Source organism: Mycobacterium tilburgii (assembly GCF_902168065.1).
In the GTDB taxonomy this organism is placed as follows: Bacteria; Actinomycetota; Actinomycetes; order Mycobacteriales; family Mycobacteriaceae; genus Mycobacterium; species Mycobacterium tilburgii.
The window spans coordinates 1-16,017 of the sequence record NZ_LR655749.1; the positions used below are offsets into that span (position 1 = coordinate 1).

The 16,017-nt window shown below is 66.3% G+C and carries 14 protein-coding genes and 10 pseudogenes; 14 read left to right on the forward strand and 10 right to left on the reverse strand.

The window, feature by feature from the left end; translation table 11 throughout:
- The first annotated feature begins 187 nt into the window (after positions 1-187).
- On the forward strand, positions 188-865 hold the full coding sequence (locus FQ389_RS16360) for a CPBP family intramembrane glutamic endopeptidase (RefSeq protein ID WP_144209523.1): 678 nt from the start codon (positions 188-190) through the stop codon (positions 863-865).
- Here the strand turns inward: FQ389_RS16360 and FQ389_RS16365 are convergent.
- Positions 862-1,635, reverse strand: a pseudogene (locus FQ389_RS16365) (DUF2867 domain-containing protein); the annotation flags it as partial. The gene FQ389_RS16360 and the pseudogene FQ389_RS16365 sit on opposite strands and share 4 nt — an antisense overlap.
- Before the next feature lie 95 nt (positions 1,636-1,730).
- A pseudogene (locus tag FQ389_RS16370) lies at positions 1,731-2,589 on the reverse strand (enoyl-CoA hydratase).
- A 272-nt stretch (positions 2,590-2,861) separates the two neighbouring features.
- On the opposite strand from FQ389_RS16370, the pseudogene FQ389_RS22975 reads away from it, so the two are divergent.
- The 4 genes and pseudogenes from FQ389_RS22975 to FQ389_RS16385 all read left to right on the forward strand — a co-directional run.
- Positions 2,862-3,060 (forward strand): annotated as a pseudogene (locus FQ389_RS22975) (CoA transferase); the annotation flags it as partial.
- 93 nt (positions 3,061-3,153) lie between these two features.
- A pseudogene (locus tag FQ389_RS22980) lies at positions 3,154-3,537 on the forward strand (CoA transferase); the annotation flags it as partial.
- 46 nt (positions 3,538-3,583) lie between these two features.
- A complete protein-coding gene (locus tag FQ389_RS22985; protein ID WP_144209527.1) occupies positions 3,584-3,784 on the forward strand; it encodes a hypothetical protein in 201 nt (66 codons plus the stop codon).
- Between the two features lie 50 nt (positions 3,785-3,834).
- A pseudogene (locus FQ389_RS16385) lies at positions 3,835-4,601 on the forward strand (SDR family NAD(P)-dependent oxidoreductase).
- Between the two features lie 155 nt (positions 4,602-4,756).
- On the opposite strand, the gene FQ389_RS20880 reads toward FQ389_RS16385, so the two are convergent.
- Entirely contained in the window at positions 4,757-4,888 is a 132-nt protein-coding gene (locus FQ389_RS20880; protein WP_144209529.1) for a hypothetical protein, read from the reverse strand.
- Between the two features lie 302 nt (positions 4,889-5,190).
- On the opposite strand from FQ389_RS20880, the pseudogene FQ389_RS18295 reads away from it, so the two are divergent.
- Positions 5,191-6,258 (forward strand): annotated as a pseudogene (locus FQ389_RS18295) (MMPL family transporter); the annotation flags it as partial.
- A 423-nt stretch (positions 6,259-6,681) separates the two neighbouring features.
- Positions 6,682-7,219 (forward strand): annotated as a pseudogene (locus FQ389_RS16410) (class I SAM-dependent methyltransferase); the annotation flags it as partial.
- A gap of 15 nt (positions 7,220-7,234) precedes the next feature.
- Here FQ389_RS16410 and FQ389_RS16415 read toward each other — a convergent pair.
- On the reverse strand, positions 7,235-7,951 hold the full coding sequence (locus FQ389_RS16415) for an SIR2 family NAD-dependent protein deacylase (RefSeq protein ID WP_144209534.1): 717 nt from the start codon (positions 7,949-7,951) through the stop codon (positions 7,235-7,237).
- Positions 7,952-7,989: 38 nt separating this feature from the next.
- Between FQ389_RS16415 and FQ389_RS16420 the strand changes: the two are divergent.
- Positions 7,990-8,362 (forward strand): annotated as a pseudogene (locus FQ389_RS16420) (GntR family transcriptional regulator).
- A gap of 15 nt (positions 8,363-8,377) precedes the next feature.
- On the opposite strand, the pseudogene FQ389_RS16425 reads toward FQ389_RS16420, so the two are convergent.
- Positions 8,378-8,938: pseudogene (locus FQ389_RS16425) on the reverse strand (class I SAM-dependent methyltransferase); the annotation flags it as partial.
- A 48-nt stretch (positions 8,939-8,986) separates the two neighbouring features.
- Positions 8,987-9,637, reverse strand: a complete 651-nt coding sequence (locus FQ389_RS16430) for a DUF1697 domain-containing protein (RefSeq protein ID WP_407662927.1) — start codon at positions 9,635-9,637, stop codon at positions 8,987-8,989.
- Here FQ389_RS16430 and FQ389_RS16435 point away from each other — a divergent pair.
- Positions 9,521-9,961 carry a PPOX class F420-dependent oxidoreductase gene (locus FQ389_RS16435; protein ID WP_144209536.1) on the forward strand — a complete coding sequence of 147 codons (441 nt, stop codon included), beginning with the start codon at positions 9,521-9,523 and terminating at the stop codon, positions 9,959-9,961. The two genes, FQ389_RS16430 and FQ389_RS16435, sit on opposite strands and share 117 nt — an antisense overlap.
- 18 nt (positions 9,962-9,979) lie before the next feature.
- Positions 9,980-10,174 carry a DUF5302 domain-containing protein gene (locus FQ389_RS16440; protein WP_144209538.1) on the forward strand — a complete coding sequence of 65 codons (195 nt, stop codon included), beginning with the start codon at positions 9,980-9,982 and terminating at the stop codon, positions 10,172-10,174.
- Positions 10,175-10,219: 45 nt separating this feature from the next.
- Here FQ389_RS16440 and FQ389_RS16445 read toward each other — a convergent pair.
- Positions 10,220-10,716 (reverse strand): annotated as a pseudogene (locus tag FQ389_RS16445) (nuclear transport factor 2 family protein).
- A 100-nt stretch (positions 10,717-10,816) separates the two neighbouring features.
- Here FQ389_RS16445 and FQ389_RS16450 point away from each other — a divergent pair.
- Together FQ389_RS16450 and FQ389_RS16455 are read left to right on the forward strand one after the other, a co-directional pair.
- Positions 10,817-11,389 (forward strand): HhH-GPD-type base excision DNA repair protein, encoded by a 573-nt coding sequence (locus FQ389_RS16450; RefSeq protein ID WP_144209541.1) that lies wholly within the window; start codon positions 10,817-10,819, stop codon positions 11,387-11,389.
- Positions 11,390-11,440: 51 nt separating this feature from the next.
- Positions 11,441-11,575, forward strand: a complete 135-nt coding sequence (locus FQ389_RS16455; protein WP_144209560.1) for a DUF1059 domain-containing protein — start codon at positions 11,441-11,443, stop codon at positions 11,573-11,575.
- A gap of 72 nt (positions 11,576-11,647) precedes the next feature.
- On the opposite strand, the gene FQ389_RS16460 is transcribed toward FQ389_RS16455, so the two are convergent.
- Positions 11,648-12,655: an Rv1157c family protein gene (locus tag FQ389_RS16460; RefSeq protein ID WP_144209544.1), complete on the reverse strand. Its 1,008-nt coding sequence runs from the start codon at positions 12,653-12,655 to the stop codon at positions 11,648-11,650.
- Between the two features lie 56 nt (positions 12,656-12,711).
- Positions 12,712-13,257 carry a hypothetical protein gene (locus tag FQ389_RS16465; protein ID WP_144209547.1) on the reverse strand — a complete coding sequence of 182 codons (546 nt, stop codon included), beginning with the start codon at positions 13,255-13,257 and terminating at the stop codon, positions 12,712-12,714.
- 115 nt (positions 13,258-13,372) lie between these two features.
- On the opposite strand from FQ389_RS16465, the gene FQ389_RS16470 reads away from it, so the two are divergent.
- Positions 13,373-14,719 (forward strand): mannosyltransferase, encoded by a 1,347-nt coding sequence (locus FQ389_RS16470; RefSeq protein ID WP_144209550.1) that lies wholly within the window; start codon positions 13,373-13,375, stop codon positions 14,717-14,719.
- Here the strand turns inward: FQ389_RS16470 and FQ389_RS16475 are convergent.
- Complete coding sequence (locus tag FQ389_RS16475; RefSeq protein WP_144209553.1) at positions 14,716-15,000, reverse strand: 4a-hydroxytetrahydrobiopterin dehydratase; 285 nt, start codon at positions 14,998-15,000, stop codon at positions 14,716-14,718. The genes FQ389_RS16470 and FQ389_RS16475 overlap by 4 nt on opposite strands.
- A gap of 161 nt (positions 15,001-15,161) precedes the next feature.
- Here FQ389_RS16475 and FQ389_RS16480 point away from each other — a divergent pair.
- The coding region (locus FQ389_RS16480) for a cyclopropane mycolic acid synthase family methyltransferase (protein ID WP_144209557.1) at positions 15,162-16,017 on the forward strand (856 nt) is incomplete at its 3' end.

Genomic DNA, 16,017 nt, shown 5'->3' on the forward strand with positions numbered 1-16,017 from the left:
AATGTATGCGGATTGTGGTGACCGGCGCGACCGGCTATGTGGGATCCAGGCTGGTCACAACAGCGTGCCGGGCCCGGTTGCCGGAGCCGTCCGCACCAGCCTGGACATTCTGCTCAGTCTGACCCCGCGGATCCGTCCGGCATGACCCAGCAAGGGCAGCCCATACCACGCCCGTGTCTTCTCCGAGCTGCGTTGCGCCGTCACCAATGTTACTGTGCCACACCATGAACCGCCGTCACTGGTGCGACGGCGCCGCGTCATCGTCGCGATCACCTTGGTGCTCGGCGCCGCGGTGCTCGGCTACTTGCTGCGGCGTGCACCCGGCGAGTCGAGCTTCTACTGGCTGACCCTGGCGCTGGCCGCGGTGTGGGCCGTCGGTGCGCTCTGTTCCGGTCCGCTGCATCTGGGCGGGATCTGCTGGCGTGGCCGCACCCAGCGGCCGATGATCAGCGGCACGCTCATCGGCCTGGGGCTAGGCGGTGTCTTCGTCGTCGGCGGACTGATCGCCCGCCAGATTCCTGCCGTCGCGGCCCTGATCACCCGGGTGCTGCAATACGCCCACCACGGTTCGTTCTGGCTGGTCGTGCTGATTACCGTCATCAACGGCGTCGCCGAGGAGATGTTCTTCCGCGGCGCACTGTACACCGCGCTGGGTCGGTTCGCGCCGTTGACGATCTCGACCATGCTGTACCTCGGCGTGACGCTGGCCAGTGGGAACCCGACGCTCGGGTTCGCCGCGATCATCCTCGGCGCGGTCTGCGCCCTCGAGCGCCGCGCCAGCGGCGGCGTCCTGGCGCCCATGCTGACCCACTTCTTCTGGGGTCTGATCATGGTGCTGGTGTTGCCGCCGATGTTCGGCGTCTAGGTGCGCGGCGCCCCGACGACATTGCGCACCAGCGCCGCCAGCGCGACGGTGTGCAGCGGCCGGGTGAAAAACCAGTAGAGCCGCCCCACACGCCGGCCGGCACGAAGATCGCCCGCTGCGCGTACGTGCTGCCACCGCCGTCCTGCGGGGCGACCGTCATCTCGAGCCACGCGGTCCCGCGGCTGCGGAATCGGGAGCGTAGCCGCAACCGGGTGCCGGGTTCGCGCTCTGTCACGGTCCAGCCGACCGTTGCTCGTCGCGGCGGTTTCCGCTGCCGCCCAAAGAGTCCTCGGGGTTCGCGGCGGTCGATGCCGTCCGCACGTCGGTGTAGACGACTGGGCAGTGGCTCCGCCGGCTCGGCGTGCGATGACGCCCAACTGGCATCCGGTAGCCCCCGCGCCGCCCGGTTGAGCGACAGCGATACCGCGCGTCGGTAGGGGGGTGAGGCCGTCCGGCGGTGGCGCGATAATGGTGTCGATGTCCGAATTGCCCAGCACTGCACCGCATTCCAGCGATTCGATCAGCGGCCTCGCCAAGCCGGACGTGACCGTGCCCACCCGCAGGCTGGCGATCGACAGCGTAAGGAAGGGCAGCACGAACAGGTAGCGCCGGTGTAGGCCCGCCACCTGAGCGTAGACGCGCATTATGTCGCCGTACTCCAGCACGTCGGGACCGCCGATGTCCCAAATGCGCGAGCAGGGCACCGCCGCCGTCGCCGCGGCGACCAAGTAGTGGAGCACGTCGCGCACCGCGATGGGCTGGATCCGGTGGCCGTCGTCGAGCAGCCGCGGCACCAGGCGGGCGCCGATGTAGCCGGTCGCCCCGGTCACCAGGCAACTCAGCTGTTGATCCATTGTTTCCTCCCTCAACCGACGTTGGGAAGGACTGCCGATTCGGCGGCGACTAAGCGTCTAGCGGTCGTGAAGTTAGGCGCGCGGCGTTTCTGGAATGCCATTGTGCCCTCCCGTAAGTCGGCCGATCGCAACAAGATCGACTGCCCCCGGTACTCACGGTCCAGCGTGGCATCCAGTTCGGCCAGGGCCGCCGCGTTGATCGCATCCTTGGTCTTGGCGTACGCCACGACTGGGCCGCACAGCAACGTCGAAATCATTTTGTCCACTTCGGCGTCGAAGTCCTCGGCCGTATAGATTGCGGTGACCAGGCCCGCAGCGAACGCCTCCGCCGCCGACAACCGTTCGGCCAGCAGCGCCATCGACACCGCGCGGATCCGACCGATCGCCGCCGCAACCAGCACCGAGGCGCCGCCGTCGGGCATCAGCCCGATCTTGGTGAAGGCGAGCATAAAAAATGCCACCTCAGAAGCCAATACGATGTCGCACGCCAACGCGATGGAAACGCCGACGCTCGCGGCCGGTCCCTGCACGACGGCGACCACCGGGTGCGGCAGCGCGGTGATGGCACGGATCAGCCGGTTGACCCTCCAGAATGATCTCGTTCGGCGGAACGCCGCCGCTGCCAGACATGTCGTCGGCGCTGATCCCGGCACCGGAGGAAAAGCCGCGGCCGGCACCGCCCAGCCGCACCACCTGCACGCGCGGATCGGTGGCCGCTTTTTCCATCGTGTCGGCGAGCCTGGCAATCACCGGGGTGGTCAGCGAGTTCTGGCTCTCCGGGCGGTTGATGGTCAACGACAGCACGCCGTCGGACAGGTCGACCGCGAGGTCGGCCGTGGAAGGCTGGAGGTCGAGCGTGGATTCCGGCACGGGCTCACCCTAATCACCGGTTGGGAGACCGGGGTGCACGGCCGTCGAACGTGGCTGCGAAGATGCCAACGGGTTCGCACGCGTCAGCGCAGACGAAAGGTTGATGGACATCATGGCAGGACCGCTCAAGGGACTTCGCGTAGTGGAGCTGGCCGGCATCGGGCCGGGACCGCACGCCGCGATGATCTCGGAGATCTGGGGGCGGACGTGGTGCGCATCGACCGCCCGGCCACAGGTCCCGGGGCCCCGGCGGCGTGGCCAAAAACGCCATGATGCGCAACCGGCGGGTGGTGACCGCCGATCTGAAGTCCGCCGAAGGGCGCGAACTCGTCCTGAAGCTGATCGCCAAGGCCGACGTGCTGATCGAAGGCTACCGCCCGGGCGTTACCGAGCGCCTGGGCCTGGGGTCCGAGGACTGCGCCAAAGTCAACGACCGGCTGGTCTACGCGCGGATGACCGGCTGGGGCCAGACCGGACCACGCAGCCAGCAGGCCGGCCACGGCATCAACTACATCTCGCTGAACGACATCCTGTACGGCGATTGGCCGGGCGAACGAACGGCCGGTGCCGCCGCTGAACCTGGTCGGCGATTTCGGTGGCGGCTCGATGTTTCTGCTGCTCGGCGTCCTGTCGGCGCTGTGGGAGCGGCACAGCTCCGGCAAGGGGCAGGTGGTGGACGCCGCGATGGTCGACGGCTCGAGTGTGCTGGTCCAGATGATGTGGCACATGCGCGCCTCCTGCATGTGGACCGACGCGCGGCGCCAACCGTCTCGACGGCGGCGGCCCCCTACTATACGACCACCTACGAGTGCGCCGACGGCCGCTACGTCGCGGTTCGGGGCCATTGAGCCACAGTTCTACGCCGCAATGCTGGCCGGGCGGGGTCTAGACGGGGCCGATCTGCCCGGCCAGAACGACGTCAACCGCTGGCCCGAACTGCACGCCATGCTGGCCGAGAAATTCGCCAGCCAGGACCGGCGACCACTGGGCCAAGGTGTTCGCCGACTCGGACGCGTGTGTGACGCCGGTGCTGGCGTTCGGCGAGATCCAGACCGAGCCACCGAGCGCCACACCATTCTACGAGGTGAACGGTGGTCTGCAACCGCGACCGGCGCCGCATTTTTCCCAGACCGCGCCGGAGACACCGCGGCCCGCGGCGCCGGTGACCGACGTCGCCGACGCGCTCAACGACTAGGTATGGTTCCCAACCAATGAGTTGGTCGCCAGGATCACGAAAGGACTCGCATGGAGATCAAAGACGCCGTCGCCGTTGTCACCGGTGGCGCCTCCGGGCTGGGTTTGGCCACCACCAAACGCCTGCTCGATCGCGGTGCGCAGGTGGTGGTGATCGACCTCCGCGGCGAGGACGCGGTCCGCGAACTCGGCGACCGCGCCCGCTTCGTCGAGGCGGACGTCACCGATGAGGCCGCCGTCACTGCCGCGCTGGCCGTCGCCGAGGCGATGGGCCCGCTGCGAGCCAACGTCAACTGCGCCGGCATCGGCAACGCCATCAAGACGTTGTCCAAGGACGGTCCGTTCCCGTTGGACGGCTTCAAGAAGGTCATCAACGGTCAACCTGATCGGCACTTTCAACGTGCTGCGGCTGGCCGGCCGCCGAGCGCATCGCCAAGATGGAGCCGATCGGGCCTAAACCAGCCCCGAGCGCGGCGTCACATCAACACCGCCTTGGTGGCAGCCTTCGAGGGCTAGATCGGCCAGGCCGCCTACTCCGTGTCCAAGGGTGGCGTCGTCGGCATGACGCTGCCGATCGCGCGCGACCTGTCCCGCGAGCTGATCCGGGTGGTGACGATCGCGCCGGGATTGTTCAAGACGCCGCTGCTGGGCTCGCTGCCCGAGGAGGCGCAGAAGTCGCTGGGCAAGCAGGTGCCGCACCCGGCCCGGCTGGGTGACCCCGACGAGTACGGCGCCTGGGCGTGCACATCGTGGAGAACCCGATGCTCAACGGTAAGGTGATCCGGCTCGACGGCGCCATCCGCATGGTGCCGCGCTGACGGGCCCGTTGCGCACACAAAACGAAACGCCCGAACACGCAAAAGCCCCCGCCGTGGCGGGGGCTTTTGTTGGCAACAGGATCAATGCGATCGACGGAACCAACGGGAGACAGAGGGTTCGGCCATGAGCAGCCGAGCGAGCAGGCTCATGGTGATCAGCTTGCGTTGGGAAGCGGGTACCATTCATCAAGCTGCTCAGAGGTCTCGCCTTCCACTAGCACGTCGCCGTGGTAGAGTGCCTCGAAGTCAACCTTGATGACATCTGCACTAAAGTCGTCGATCCACATGACACTGAGCCTATAGAGTAACCATTAAGAATTCTTTGAGTCAAGGTTCGGAAAATTGTGGCAATTACTCGTGAGTAAGGCCCTCGGCGGTCTGGCTGGGTTTCGGCCCGTGAGCAGCTTATTTAGCTCCTGATTTTCTAGCCGGACTCTTAGTCTTCGCGGGTTTGAAACCAGATCGAACCGGACCGGGTCCTGGCCGGTACCACCAGGAGGAGTTGTTTGACACCTGTCACTTACCGGGTCTAGGTTACCGCCCACGAGGTACGCGTCCCCGCGGGACCGCGACCGGGGAGGAAGCATAAATGTTGCCAAGGATCGCTCGGCTGGCCATCGCGGCGCCGCGCCGCATCATCGCGGTCGGCTCCTGATCTTCATCGCCGCCGCAGTCTTCGGCCTCCCGGTCGCCGAGCGCCTGGTGCCTGGCGGCTTCTAGGATCCCAATTCGGAATCCGTACGTGCCATCGCCGTGCTGACGGACAAGTTCGGGCAGAGCGGGTAGCAGCTGCTGATCCTGGTGACCGCACCGGTGGGCGCCCAGACCAGGCCCGCAAGGTGGCCACCGACCTGGTCGACGAGCTACAGCATTCGCCGTTGGTATACAACGTGCCCTCGCCGTGGACCGCGCCGCCGCCGAACTGATCAGTAAGGACGGCAAGTCCGGCTTGATCGTGGTCAACCTCAAGGGCGGCGGGAACCACGCGCAGAACAACGCCCCAAACCCTGTCGGACCTCTTCGTCCACAACCCCGACGGCGTGACGGTGCGCTCCGGAGCGCTCGGCGATGCAGTACGCACAGATCAACACCCAGAATCAGGCCGACCTGCTGGTCATGGATGTATCGCGCTGCCGCTTAGCTTCCTGGTGCTCATCTGGGTCTTCGGCGGGTTGGTGGCAGCTCTCCAAATCAACCTCGGTCTCGACATCCGCGGCGCTGCCGATGGCCCTCGGCGCGCTCGCCGCCGTCGTCGGCTCGATGTCGGTGCTGCGGCTCGTCATCTACACCGCCGAGGTGTCGATCTTCGCGCTCAACTGAGCACCGCGATGGGCCTGGCGCTGGCCGTCGACTACACGCTGCTGATCGTCAGCCGCTACCGCGACGAGCTTGCCGACGGTAGCGACCGGGAGGAGGCGCTGATCCGGAACCATGGCGACCGCCCGGGCACACTGTGCTGCCCTCCGCCGTCACGGTGCGCTGTCGATGTCGGCGACGGTGCTGTTCCCGATGTACTTCCCTCAAATCGTTCGCCTACGCCGGGGTGGCGACCGTCGCCTTCGTCGCGACGGCATCGATCGTGATCATCCCGGCCGCGATCGTACTGCTGGGGTCGCGGCCAGACGCGCTGGACGCGCGCAGGCTGGTGCGCCGCCTGGAATCCAGCGTTTTTGACCGTCAGCAGTTTAGCGCCACTGTTCTCGCCGGCGTCCGACGCTCAGCTCAAGCGGCTGCACCAAGTGCCCGGCCCCGCCGGTCGCTCGGTCGAGATGGCCGGTGTCGCGCAGGTCAACCGCGACAGCGTCGATGCGGTGACCGATCGGCTGCCGACTGCGCTGGGTGTGATGGCCGTTCTTCCAGGAAGGTCATCTCGGCGCACTGGGGGGACCACACCCAGCGGCACCCTGGTCGCCAACATGCCGATTGCTGTTGTTCTGCATCGCGTTCGGTCTGTCCATGGATTACGGGGTGTTCCTGATCTCCCGGATCCGGGAGTACTGGTGCAGTACCGGCCCGTCACGTCGACCGCCAAGCAGGCACACGCCGCCAGCCAACCACGAGACCGAAGCGGTGCGGATAGAACCTGTCCGGTCTGACGGGACGCGTGCTCGAGGTCGGCGCCGGGATCGGCATGAACTTCCCGAACTACCCGCAGACCGTCCGGCAGGTGGTGGCGATGGAACCCGAGTTGCGACTGGCCGCGCGGGCCCGGACGGTCGCCGTGGCGGCGCTGGTGCCGGTTGTCCTGACCAACCAGACCGTGGAGGAGTTCCGTGCCGACAAACCCTTCGACGCGGTCGTCTGCTCGCTGGTGCTGTGCTCGGTGCGGGATCCCGCGCTGGTGTTGCGGCACCTGTACGCGATGCTGGGCCCGGGGCGGGGAGTTGCGCTATCTCGAACATGTGGCCAGCGACGGCTTGCGGGGCCGGCTGCAGCGGTTCGCCGACGCCACCGTGTGGCCGCGGTTTCTGGGCAACTGTCACACCCATCGCGACACCGAACGTGCGATTGTTGACGCCGGATTCGAGGTGATCACGTCGCGGCGGGAGTGGACGCTGCCGTCCTGGTCGCCGATGCCGGTATCCGAATTGTTGCTGGGCCGCGCCCGCAGGCCGTAGCGGGTCTGGCGGCGGCTACTTCAGCAGGGCGGGCAACCGCCTCAGCAGCCCGGGCAACGCGTGACTCGCCGATTCACGGATGCTGATCGTCGCGTTCGCCGACAACGGCGTGGACTCGGGGTTAACCTCAATCACCACGGCGCCGCGGGAAAGCGCAAGATCGGTCAGGCCCGCCGCGGGATAGACGATCGCCGAGGTCCCGACGACCACCATCACGTCGGCGGAGTTGGTCGCCTTGACCGCCTGCTGCCACGGCTCCTCGGGCAGCTGCTCGCCGAAACACACAATGTCGGGCCGGATCAGCCCGCCACAGCGGAGGCAGCGCGGCGGTTGCACCTCCAGCGCCGGCTCGGACATTACCGGAAGCGCGTCGGTGTACGGCAGATCGCAACTCGCGCAACGGAATTCGAAGAGGCTGCCGTGCAGGTGGTGTACAGCGGTGCTGCCCGCACGCTCGTGCAGGTCGTCGACGTTCTGGGTGATCACACTGACGTCGGCGTAGTCCTCCCACGCTGCGATGGCCCGGTGGCCGTCGTTGGGCTCGACGCCGCCGACCAAGTAGTGCCGCCACAAATACCAGCCCCACACTCGCTCGGGGTTGTCCTGCCAGCCTTTCGTACTGGACAGTTCGTAGGGGTCAAAACGGGACCACAACCCGTTCTTGTCGTCGCGAAATGTCGGCACTCCGCTTTCCGCCGAGATCCCTGCTCCGCTGAGCACCGCCACTCGCATGCCACCAAACATAGCGGTGGTGGGGTAATACTGGATACGTGGAGCTGGGCGAATTGCTACGGGTCAAGCTGAAAGCGGGCCGGCCGCTGTTCGATCAGCTCCGCACGCAGGTCATCGAGGGTGTCCGGGACGGTGTGCTGCCACCGGGCACCCGGTTGCCCACGGTCCGCGAGCTGGCTGGCCAGCTAGGCGTGGCTGTCAACACCGTGGCGTGCCTATCGTGAACTGGAGAACGCGGCCATCGTCGAAACTCGGGGCCGCTTCGGCACTTTCATCGCGTGGTACGACCCGAGCGACGCCGCGATGGCGGCCGCAGCCCGTAAGTACGTGCACGTCGCCCACGGGCTCGGCCTGAGCAAGGCCGACGCGCTGCGCTACATCGAGACGGTGCCCGAACCCGACGAGGGCTAGTCGAACTCCAGCAGGGGTCAGGCACGGTCTCAGCGGGGCGAGCGCAGGCACTCGATACAGCAGCGACACCGCGGCGTTCAACGCGCGACCGCGGCCCGGTAGCAGTCGCAGATCTTGCATTGGCGCGGACACCCGGCACGCTGTCGACCAATTCGGCGGCCTGTGCGGCCGACAGTGCGAACGGCATCGGCGGCAGCAGTCGGGTCCGCACGTTGATGATCTCGGGGAAATCGACTGTGAGCCAAAGAAATCAGCTATCGGTGAGTGCCGCGTCCAACCGGTAGAAGCTGGTTTGCAGACCCTCGGCCAGCGCCACCACAGTGGCGGTCGGGTGTTCGGACAAGTACGAGCGCATTTGGGCGTCTAACAGGCGCGCGCAGCGTGATGTCCTGACGTGTGCGGCCAATTTCGCGAAGTCGTAATCGATGGCGTCGCAGAGCCGCATGCCATCGGATCATCGAGGATGCGATCGGGGCGGCGCGCCTCCGGGGCGCGCGAATTGAGCGTCGGCAGCGCGGTCTCCGGAACGCCGTCGAGACAGACCTTCTCCTTCGGAGAATCTTGCGCAGAGGTCATCGGGGAAACCCTACCCAGCGTCGCGGGTCGAGATCTACATGAGTTTGGTCAGAGCCCGCAGGTTGCGGGTGGTCGTCGACGACCTGTACCTCGGCTTGCCCATCGTGCTCTACCAACGTGGCGCCTTTGGCTACCTGCCAGTACACGACGCCGTCGCCGGCACTGACCTTTTCGTCGGCGCCGGCGGTCAGCGCGGACAGTTCGTCGAGCACGGCGGGGTCGGCGACGAACGTGACGTAGGACTGAATATCCGTCTACCTCGGGCTCGAAGGAATACGCATCGGTGATGGAGCGCACCGAGTCGGTGTCGTAGACCAGCACCCAGGCGTCGTAACCTAACTTCTCCCGCAGGGCCGCTTCGGCTTTCTTGCGCACCGTGCCGGCGTCGGCGGGCGACTCGAGCAGCACATTCCCACTGGACAGGATGGTGCGCACGGCGGTGAACCCGGCACCGGTCAGGGCAGTCACCACGTCGGCCATCTTCAAATTGACGCCACAACATTGACGCCTCACAGGAACACCGCGTAGCCGGTAATCATCCGATTGGATCAGACGGACATCAGACAAACGTAGTCTTTGAGCATGGGACACCAAGTGTTCGACGACAAGCTGCTGGCACTGATCAAGGGAAACTCGCTCGGCGTGCTGGCAACAATCAAACGTGACGGGTGGCCGCAACTGTCGAACGTTAGCTACCATTTCGATCCCCGGGAATTGGTGATTCGGGTGTCGATCACCGAGCCGCGGGCCAAGGCCCGCAACCTGCGCCGCGACCCGCGGGCCTCGCTGCTGGTCGATTCGGACGACGGCTGGTCGTACGCCGTCGCGGAGGGGACGGCCGAACTGAGCCCCCCGGCCGCGGCGCCCGACAAAGACACCGTCGAAGCGTTGATTGCCTATCGCAACATCGCCGGTGAGCATCCGGATTGGGATGAGTTCCAGCAGGCGATGGTCACCGACCGGGGCGTGCTGCTGACCCTGCCGATCTCACATCTGTACGGCATGCCGACGGGCAAGCGGTAGTCGGACTAAGCTTCCGCTATGGCCGAGTTGAACTCCAAGCAGGATGCCGCCGGGGCAGAGGACGAGAATAAGCGCAAGTTTAGCGAAGCCCTGGATCGCAAGATGTCCAAGGCATCGAGGGGATCCGACCACAAGGATGGGGGCGGCAAGCAGTCCCGGGCGCACGGCGCGGCCGCCGGTGGCCGTCGGGAATTCCGCCGCAAGAGCGGCTAGTCGCCGGCAATTATTGGAAAGTCATTGGCGGGCAACAGTTTTCTGCTAAGTTCGGGTGAATAGCCCGGCTGACGGATCGCTCTGGCCCGGTTGACCGCGCAGGCTGCCTCGGGTGCTGGGATGGGAGAAGTCCACCAACGACGGGTCATTTTGGTAGGCCCAATCCGCGGCGATGGTGCGCCGGCTGAATTTCCAGCGGCCGTCGTGCCGGGTGTACTCGTCGAGGTAGCGGCCGCCTACCAGGACGTCGATGTCGTGTTCGGGACCGGCTAAGGTGTGGAACACCAGGCAGTAGATCTCGCCGCGAGCGCTGTCCCCGTCGATGTCGAAGTTGGTGGTGGTTACGTTGTGTTGGGATACACGCACATACGGCTCCGCCGCCCGAGGAGAACTCGCCGTGCGCGTCGGTGGCGTCGGGGTGGTAGAGGTCGCGTAGCGCGGCGTAGTCGGCGCGGTCGACGGCCCGGCAGTAGGCCGGTGACGAGCGCATGCAGTTCGTCGCGGGCCAGCATCAGTGCCAATCGGGCCTCATCTACCACCACGTCACGATAACTGCGCCGTTGCTGGTGAGTGTCAGTGAGTAGTGTGTCGACACATAGGCCATCGGTCTCAGGCGTGCACCGGAAGGAAGGGCGTTGACAATTGACACTGTGGCTTGCGCAAGAACCCGAGGCGGACGCACTGCTGTCCAGCGACCCGCTGGCACTGCTCATCGGGATGGTGCTCGATCAACAGGTCCCCTTTGAGACCGCGTTCTCCGGCCCGATGAAAATCGCCGACCGGATGGGCATCTTCGGTGCGGTCGAGATCGCCGACTACGACCCCGAGAAGTTCGCCGCGTTGTGCTCGGAAAAGCCTGCGATCCACCGGTTTCCTGGATCGATGGCCAAGCGGATCCAGACGCTGGCCCAGATCATCGTCGACCGCTACGACGGCGACGCCGCGGGGTTGTGGACCGCCGGCAACCCCGACGGCGCGGAGCTGCTGCGCCGAATCAAGGGCCTACCCGGTTTCGGCGACGTCAAGGCGCAGATCTTCCTGGCGCTGCTGGGCAAGCAGTACGGCGTCACCCCGAAGGGCTGGCGTGCGGCGGCCGGGCAGTTCGGGAAGGCCGGCACGCACATTTCCGTCGCCGACATCGTCGACGCCGAATCGATGGGCCGAGTGCGGTCCTACAAAAAGCAGATGAAAGCCGCTGCCAAATCAGCCAAGTAGGCGGCACAGTAGTAGGACACCAGAAGGGAAGGGCGGCAATGAAGACACAACCTGACCTGTCCGTGCGGAGAAGCCATCGTCGGAAAAGACGAGGATGAGCTGGTCGAGCTGACGCAGGCGCACCTGTCCAGCGTGCACCCGGGGCTGGAGTACGACCGCGACGCGATTCTGTTCATGGCCTACTAGCCCGGGACAAGGCGGACGGGAGTGTTGTGTGGTGACACGTGCGCTCGCACCGGATATGGTGTTGGTCGCCCGTCAGGGCACCACAGTCGAGCCGATGGTGGGGAGGAACTGGCACTGCTTTTCTTTGGTTGTGACCTGACCGAAGATCGTCGACATGATGCTGCCCGAACCGGTGTCGGCGATTCCCGTCAAGGTGGTTGGCCCGTCTGGGTTGATGTCGGTCCGCGGTTTGAGCGTGACGGTGCCGGACTTGCCCGTGGTCAGGTTCACCCAGGTGACGTTCAGCGGCAGCTTCTGCTCCTCCGCTGGCCCCGGCGTGCCGACCGCAGTGAACACGTAGGCGGTCTGGCCGGGTTTTGGACCGGGCAGCGGGATCGTGGCCGGCCCGGCGACCGAGAGCGCGGTGGCAATCGAACTGCTGCCGTCCGCAAGGCAATTGCTGCCGATCGAGGGGTACATGAAGTCCTGCGTGATCGGGGCGCCGGGGCCGAAGCCCGGAGCCACGGCCGGGGTTGGGGCAACTACGGGCGCTGGTGCGGGCGCCCGCGCCGGGGCGGCGTCGAGGGCCGGACCGGGAGCGGCGTCCGGTGCAGACACGTGAGGCGTGCCGGCCGGGGGAGCGGCGATCGGGGCTGGGCCCGCGGCGTGGGTTGGGTCGATGCCGGTGGGCAGGTGTGCCTGCGCGCCGGGCACGATGTCGGCCCCGGGCACATGCTCGGCGGGCGCGGCCTGCGGCGCCGCCGCGCCGGGAACCGGGGTGCCCGGTTCCTGCACGAACTGGTTGACCGACGCCGCCACGTTCTTCGATTCGGTGGGCGCCGACGGGTTGTGGGTGAACGCCTGCGCGGCGGCCATCAACAGTTGGGTTGCTTGGCCGGGGTTGCCCGCAGCCTGCTGGATGATGGGACTCAGTTGCGACAACGCGGGCAGGCCCGGGAGTTGCTGAGTGGAGTGAGGTTGTTGCGGTGTCGGCAGCGGCGTCGCCGGGTCGGCTGCCGCGGTCGGGCTGAACCCGACCGCGGCAGCCGATGCCACGACAACAGCGGCTAAACCTTTGGACAGATTCCAAGTGCTTTCCACGATGTCCTCGTCCTTCGGTAGAGGGTTAGCCGTTTAGGGGTGGGTCAACGAACTGCTCAGGGCAGGGCGGAGAGCAGCGAGGGAGGTGTCGCCGCCACCGGCGCAGGCGGCGTGGCGGCCGCCGCTGTCCCAGGGACGGCTCCCGTGGCCAGCGCCGTCAGGTCGCCCGGAAGTGACAGCTTCGGCGGCACGTTCAGCGGCAGGCCGGGCAGGGCCGGCATGTTGACGTTGGCCACCTGCGGGGTGGACGCCGGAGCGGCGGGGGCCGCCGCCGGTGTCGCCTGCCCCAGCCCCGGAATCGAGTTCAGCCCGGGAATGGACGGCACGCCCGCGGGGGCGGGCGGCTGCGCGGCCGAGGCCATGCCGGGGAACGTGATGCCGGGGGCGGTCGGTGCGGCCGGCGGCTGCGCGCCCAAGGCGGTCGCGAGGTTCTGCAGAATCTGCGGGGCGTTGGCCGCCGAAGCGATCAACTGTTGCGGGATGTTCTGCACGGGGTCGGGAACCGGGGCAGGGTCGGCGTGGGCGATACCGCCCGTCAGTAGGGCGGCGGACGAACCGACGACAACGACGGCGGCCTTCGCGAAAGTCCAGATGGTTTGCATTGCTCCCCCTAAGGGATCGACAACAGGTGACGGATCCCGAAGCTACTTTGATGCTGGTGGGACTCAAGTGACACGTGTGGCATTTATTTGATCGTTACCGATACGAGCGGTGGCGGTGACCGGGCGGTTCCCGGAGAGCCCACGAACTGCACGGCAACGCACGACGGCCGGCGCGGTCGCTAAAGTCGGGCGAATAGACACCACTTCGGCCGCTGCGGCGGCATCGTTCTCCCGGCGGATGGCGAGTCTGATCAGCACCGTCGCGCCGGTGTTGCTGATCGTGAGTGTCGTTGCCCGACTGGGCCTGACCTACCTGGGACCCAACGGCGCAAACTTCGTCGACCTGCACGTCTACCTCGGCGGCGCGGCCGCACTGGATCATCCCGGCACCCTGTACAGCTGCGTGTACGCCGAGCACACGCCGGACTTCCCGCTGCCCTTCACCTATCCGCCGTTCGCGGCGATCATGTTCTACCCCCTGCACTGGCTGCCGTTCGCCCTCGCCGGGTTGTTGTGGCAGGTCACAATGATCGCCGCGCTGTACGGCTCGGTGCGCCTCACCCAGCACCTGCTCGGCGTCCGGACCGGAACCGGCCGGCGTGTCGCGATGGCCTGGACGGCCATCACCATGTGGATCGAGCCGCTGCGCAACAACTTCGACTACGGCCAGATCAACGTCTTTCTGATGCTGGCCGTGCTCTGGGCGGTCTACACCACCCGCTGGTGGCTGTCCGGGCTCCTGGTCGGTGTGGCGTCGGGGATCAAGCTGACGCCCGCCGTTGTCGGTGTCTATCTGGTCGGCGTGCGGCGGTACGCGGCCGCCGCGTTCTCGGCCGTCGTGTTCTTGCTGACCGTCGGGCTCCCGGCGCTGGTGGTCGGCGATCAGACTCGCTACTACTTCACCGCTCTGCTCGGGGACGCCCACCGGGTCGGCCCGATCGCCACGTCGATCAATCAATCCTGGCGCGGCGCCATCTCCCGGATCGTGGGCCATGACGCCGGGTTCTCCCCGCCGGTGCTGGCCGCCATCGCGGGCACGGCGGTGTTGGCGGTCCTGGCGTGGCGGGCCTTGGGCCCGACGGATCGACTGGGCAAGCTACTGGTCGTCGATCTCCTCGGGCTGCTGATGTCGCCGATCTCCTGGACCCATCACTGGGTGTGGCTGGTGCCGTTGATGGTGTGGCTGGTGCACGGACCGTTATGGGAGCGCCTTGGCGCGCGGATCGCGGTGTGGGGCTGGTTGGTGCTCACTCTCGTCGGCGTGCCCTGGCTGCTGTTGTTCGCGCAGCCGAGCATCTGGCAGATCAGCCGGCCGTGGTATCTGGCGTGGGCCGGGCTGACATACACCGCGGCAGCAATGGCAACATTAGTTGTCATCGCCGTCTCGGGAAGGCGTTGTGTCGCTTCGGATCCAGTATCGGCGCCCGCTTCGGACACCCGGACCGCCTCGTCGCTGGCCTAGCGCCCGACGATCTCGTTGATGTCGCGGGCCATCTCGATGTCGTTCTTCGTGATACCGCCCTCGGAGTGCGTCACTAGCGCGAAAGTAACTGTGCGCCAACTAATATCGATATCAGGATGATGGTCCTTGCGGTCCGCGTGCTCACCCACGCGGCGCACCGCGTCGATGCCGGCCAAGAAGGTGTCGAACTTGATCGAGCGTCGCAACGCCCCCTCGCTGTGCTCCCACCCGTCGAGGCCGGGGAGGGCGGCGTCCACTTGTCCATCCGTCAGCACGACCATGGTTAGCAAACCTTTCTGGACGAGAAGTCTGACAGCAGCTACGTTACGTTTGGACCCTGGACGTTCGACGCCTGTGCACCGGGGGCAGCCCCGTTGAACCACGGGGACGGCCAGTTCGTTGATCACTTGATTGGACCGCAGTTGGGAGGCACAGAGCCGCCATGACCGAGAAGCTGACGCCGCACTTCGAAGACGTACAAGCGCATTACGACTTGTCCGACGATTTCTTCCGGCTGTTCCTCGATCCGACGATGACCTACAGCTGCGCCTACTTCGACCGGATGCAGAACATCAGCCTCGAAGAGGCGCAGATCCGCAAGATGGACCTGTCGTTGGGCAAGTTGGGCCTGCGGCCCGGCATGACGCTGCTGGACATCGGTTGCGGATGGGGCGGCACCTCGCGGCGCGCGATCGAGAAGTACGACGTCAACGTCGTCGGCTTGACGTTGTCCCAACACCAGGCCGCGCACGTTCAGCAGTTGTTCGACGCGTTGGACACCTCGCGGAGCAGGCGCGTGCTGTTGCAGGGTTGGGAACAGTTCGACGAACCCGTCGACCGGATCGTTTCGATCGGAGCGTTCGAGCACTTCGGCTACGACCGCTACGACGACTTTTTCGGGATGGCCTACCGAAACTTGCCCGACGACGGCGTGATGATGCTGCACACCATCACGATGTTGACGGCGCCGCAGATTCTCGAACGCGGCCTGCCTATGACCGCGGAGCAGACCAGCTTCAACGACTTCATCGCCCGCGAGATCTTCCCGGGCGGGCAGTTGCCGGCGATCGAGATGGTGGAATTCCACGCCTCCAAGATGGGTTTCAACCTCGCTCGCCGGCAGTCGCTGCGGCTGCACTACGCCAGGACGCTGGATCTGTGGGCCGACGCGTTGCAGGACCACCGCGAGGAGGCCATCGCGATTCAGTCCGAAGAGGTCTACGACCGGTACATGCGGTACCTGACCGGTTGCGCCCGGGCGTTCCGTGCGGGCTACATCGACGTGAACCAGTTCACGC

What these genes read in the sequence shown, in the direction of transcription:
- FQ389_RS16475 (WP_144209553.1), bottom strand. Translation starts at nt 15,000, where the DNA reads ATGGTCGTGCTGACGGATGGACAAGTGGACGCCGCCCTCCCCGGCCTC.
- FQ389_RS16465 (WP_144209547.1), bottom strand. Translation starts at nt 13,257, where the DNA reads ATGCAAACCATCTGGACTTTCGCGAAGGCCGCCGTCGTTGTCGTCGGT.
- FQ389_RS16435 (WP_144209536.1), top strand. Translation starts at nt 9,521, where the DNA reads ATGGGACACCAAGTGTTCGACGACAAGCTGCTGGCACTGATCAAGGGA.
- FQ389_RS16415 (WP_144209534.1), bottom strand. Translation starts at nt 7,951, where the DNA reads ATGCGAGTGGCGGTGCTCAGCGGAGCAGGGATCTCGGCGGAAAGCGGA.
- FQ389_RS16430 (WP_407662927.1), bottom strand. Translation starts at nt 9,637, where the DNA reads ATGGTAGCTAACGTTCGACAGTTGCGGCCACCCGTCACGTTTGATTGT.
- FQ389_RS20880 (WP_144209529.1), bottom strand. Translation starts at nt 4,888, where the DNA reads ATGTGGATCGACGACTTTAGTGCAGATGTCATCAAGGTTGACTTCGAG.
- FQ389_RS16440 (WP_144209538.1), top strand. Translation starts at nt 9,980, where the DNA reads ATGGCCGAGTTGAACTCCAAGCAGGATGCCGCCGGGGCAGAGGACGAG.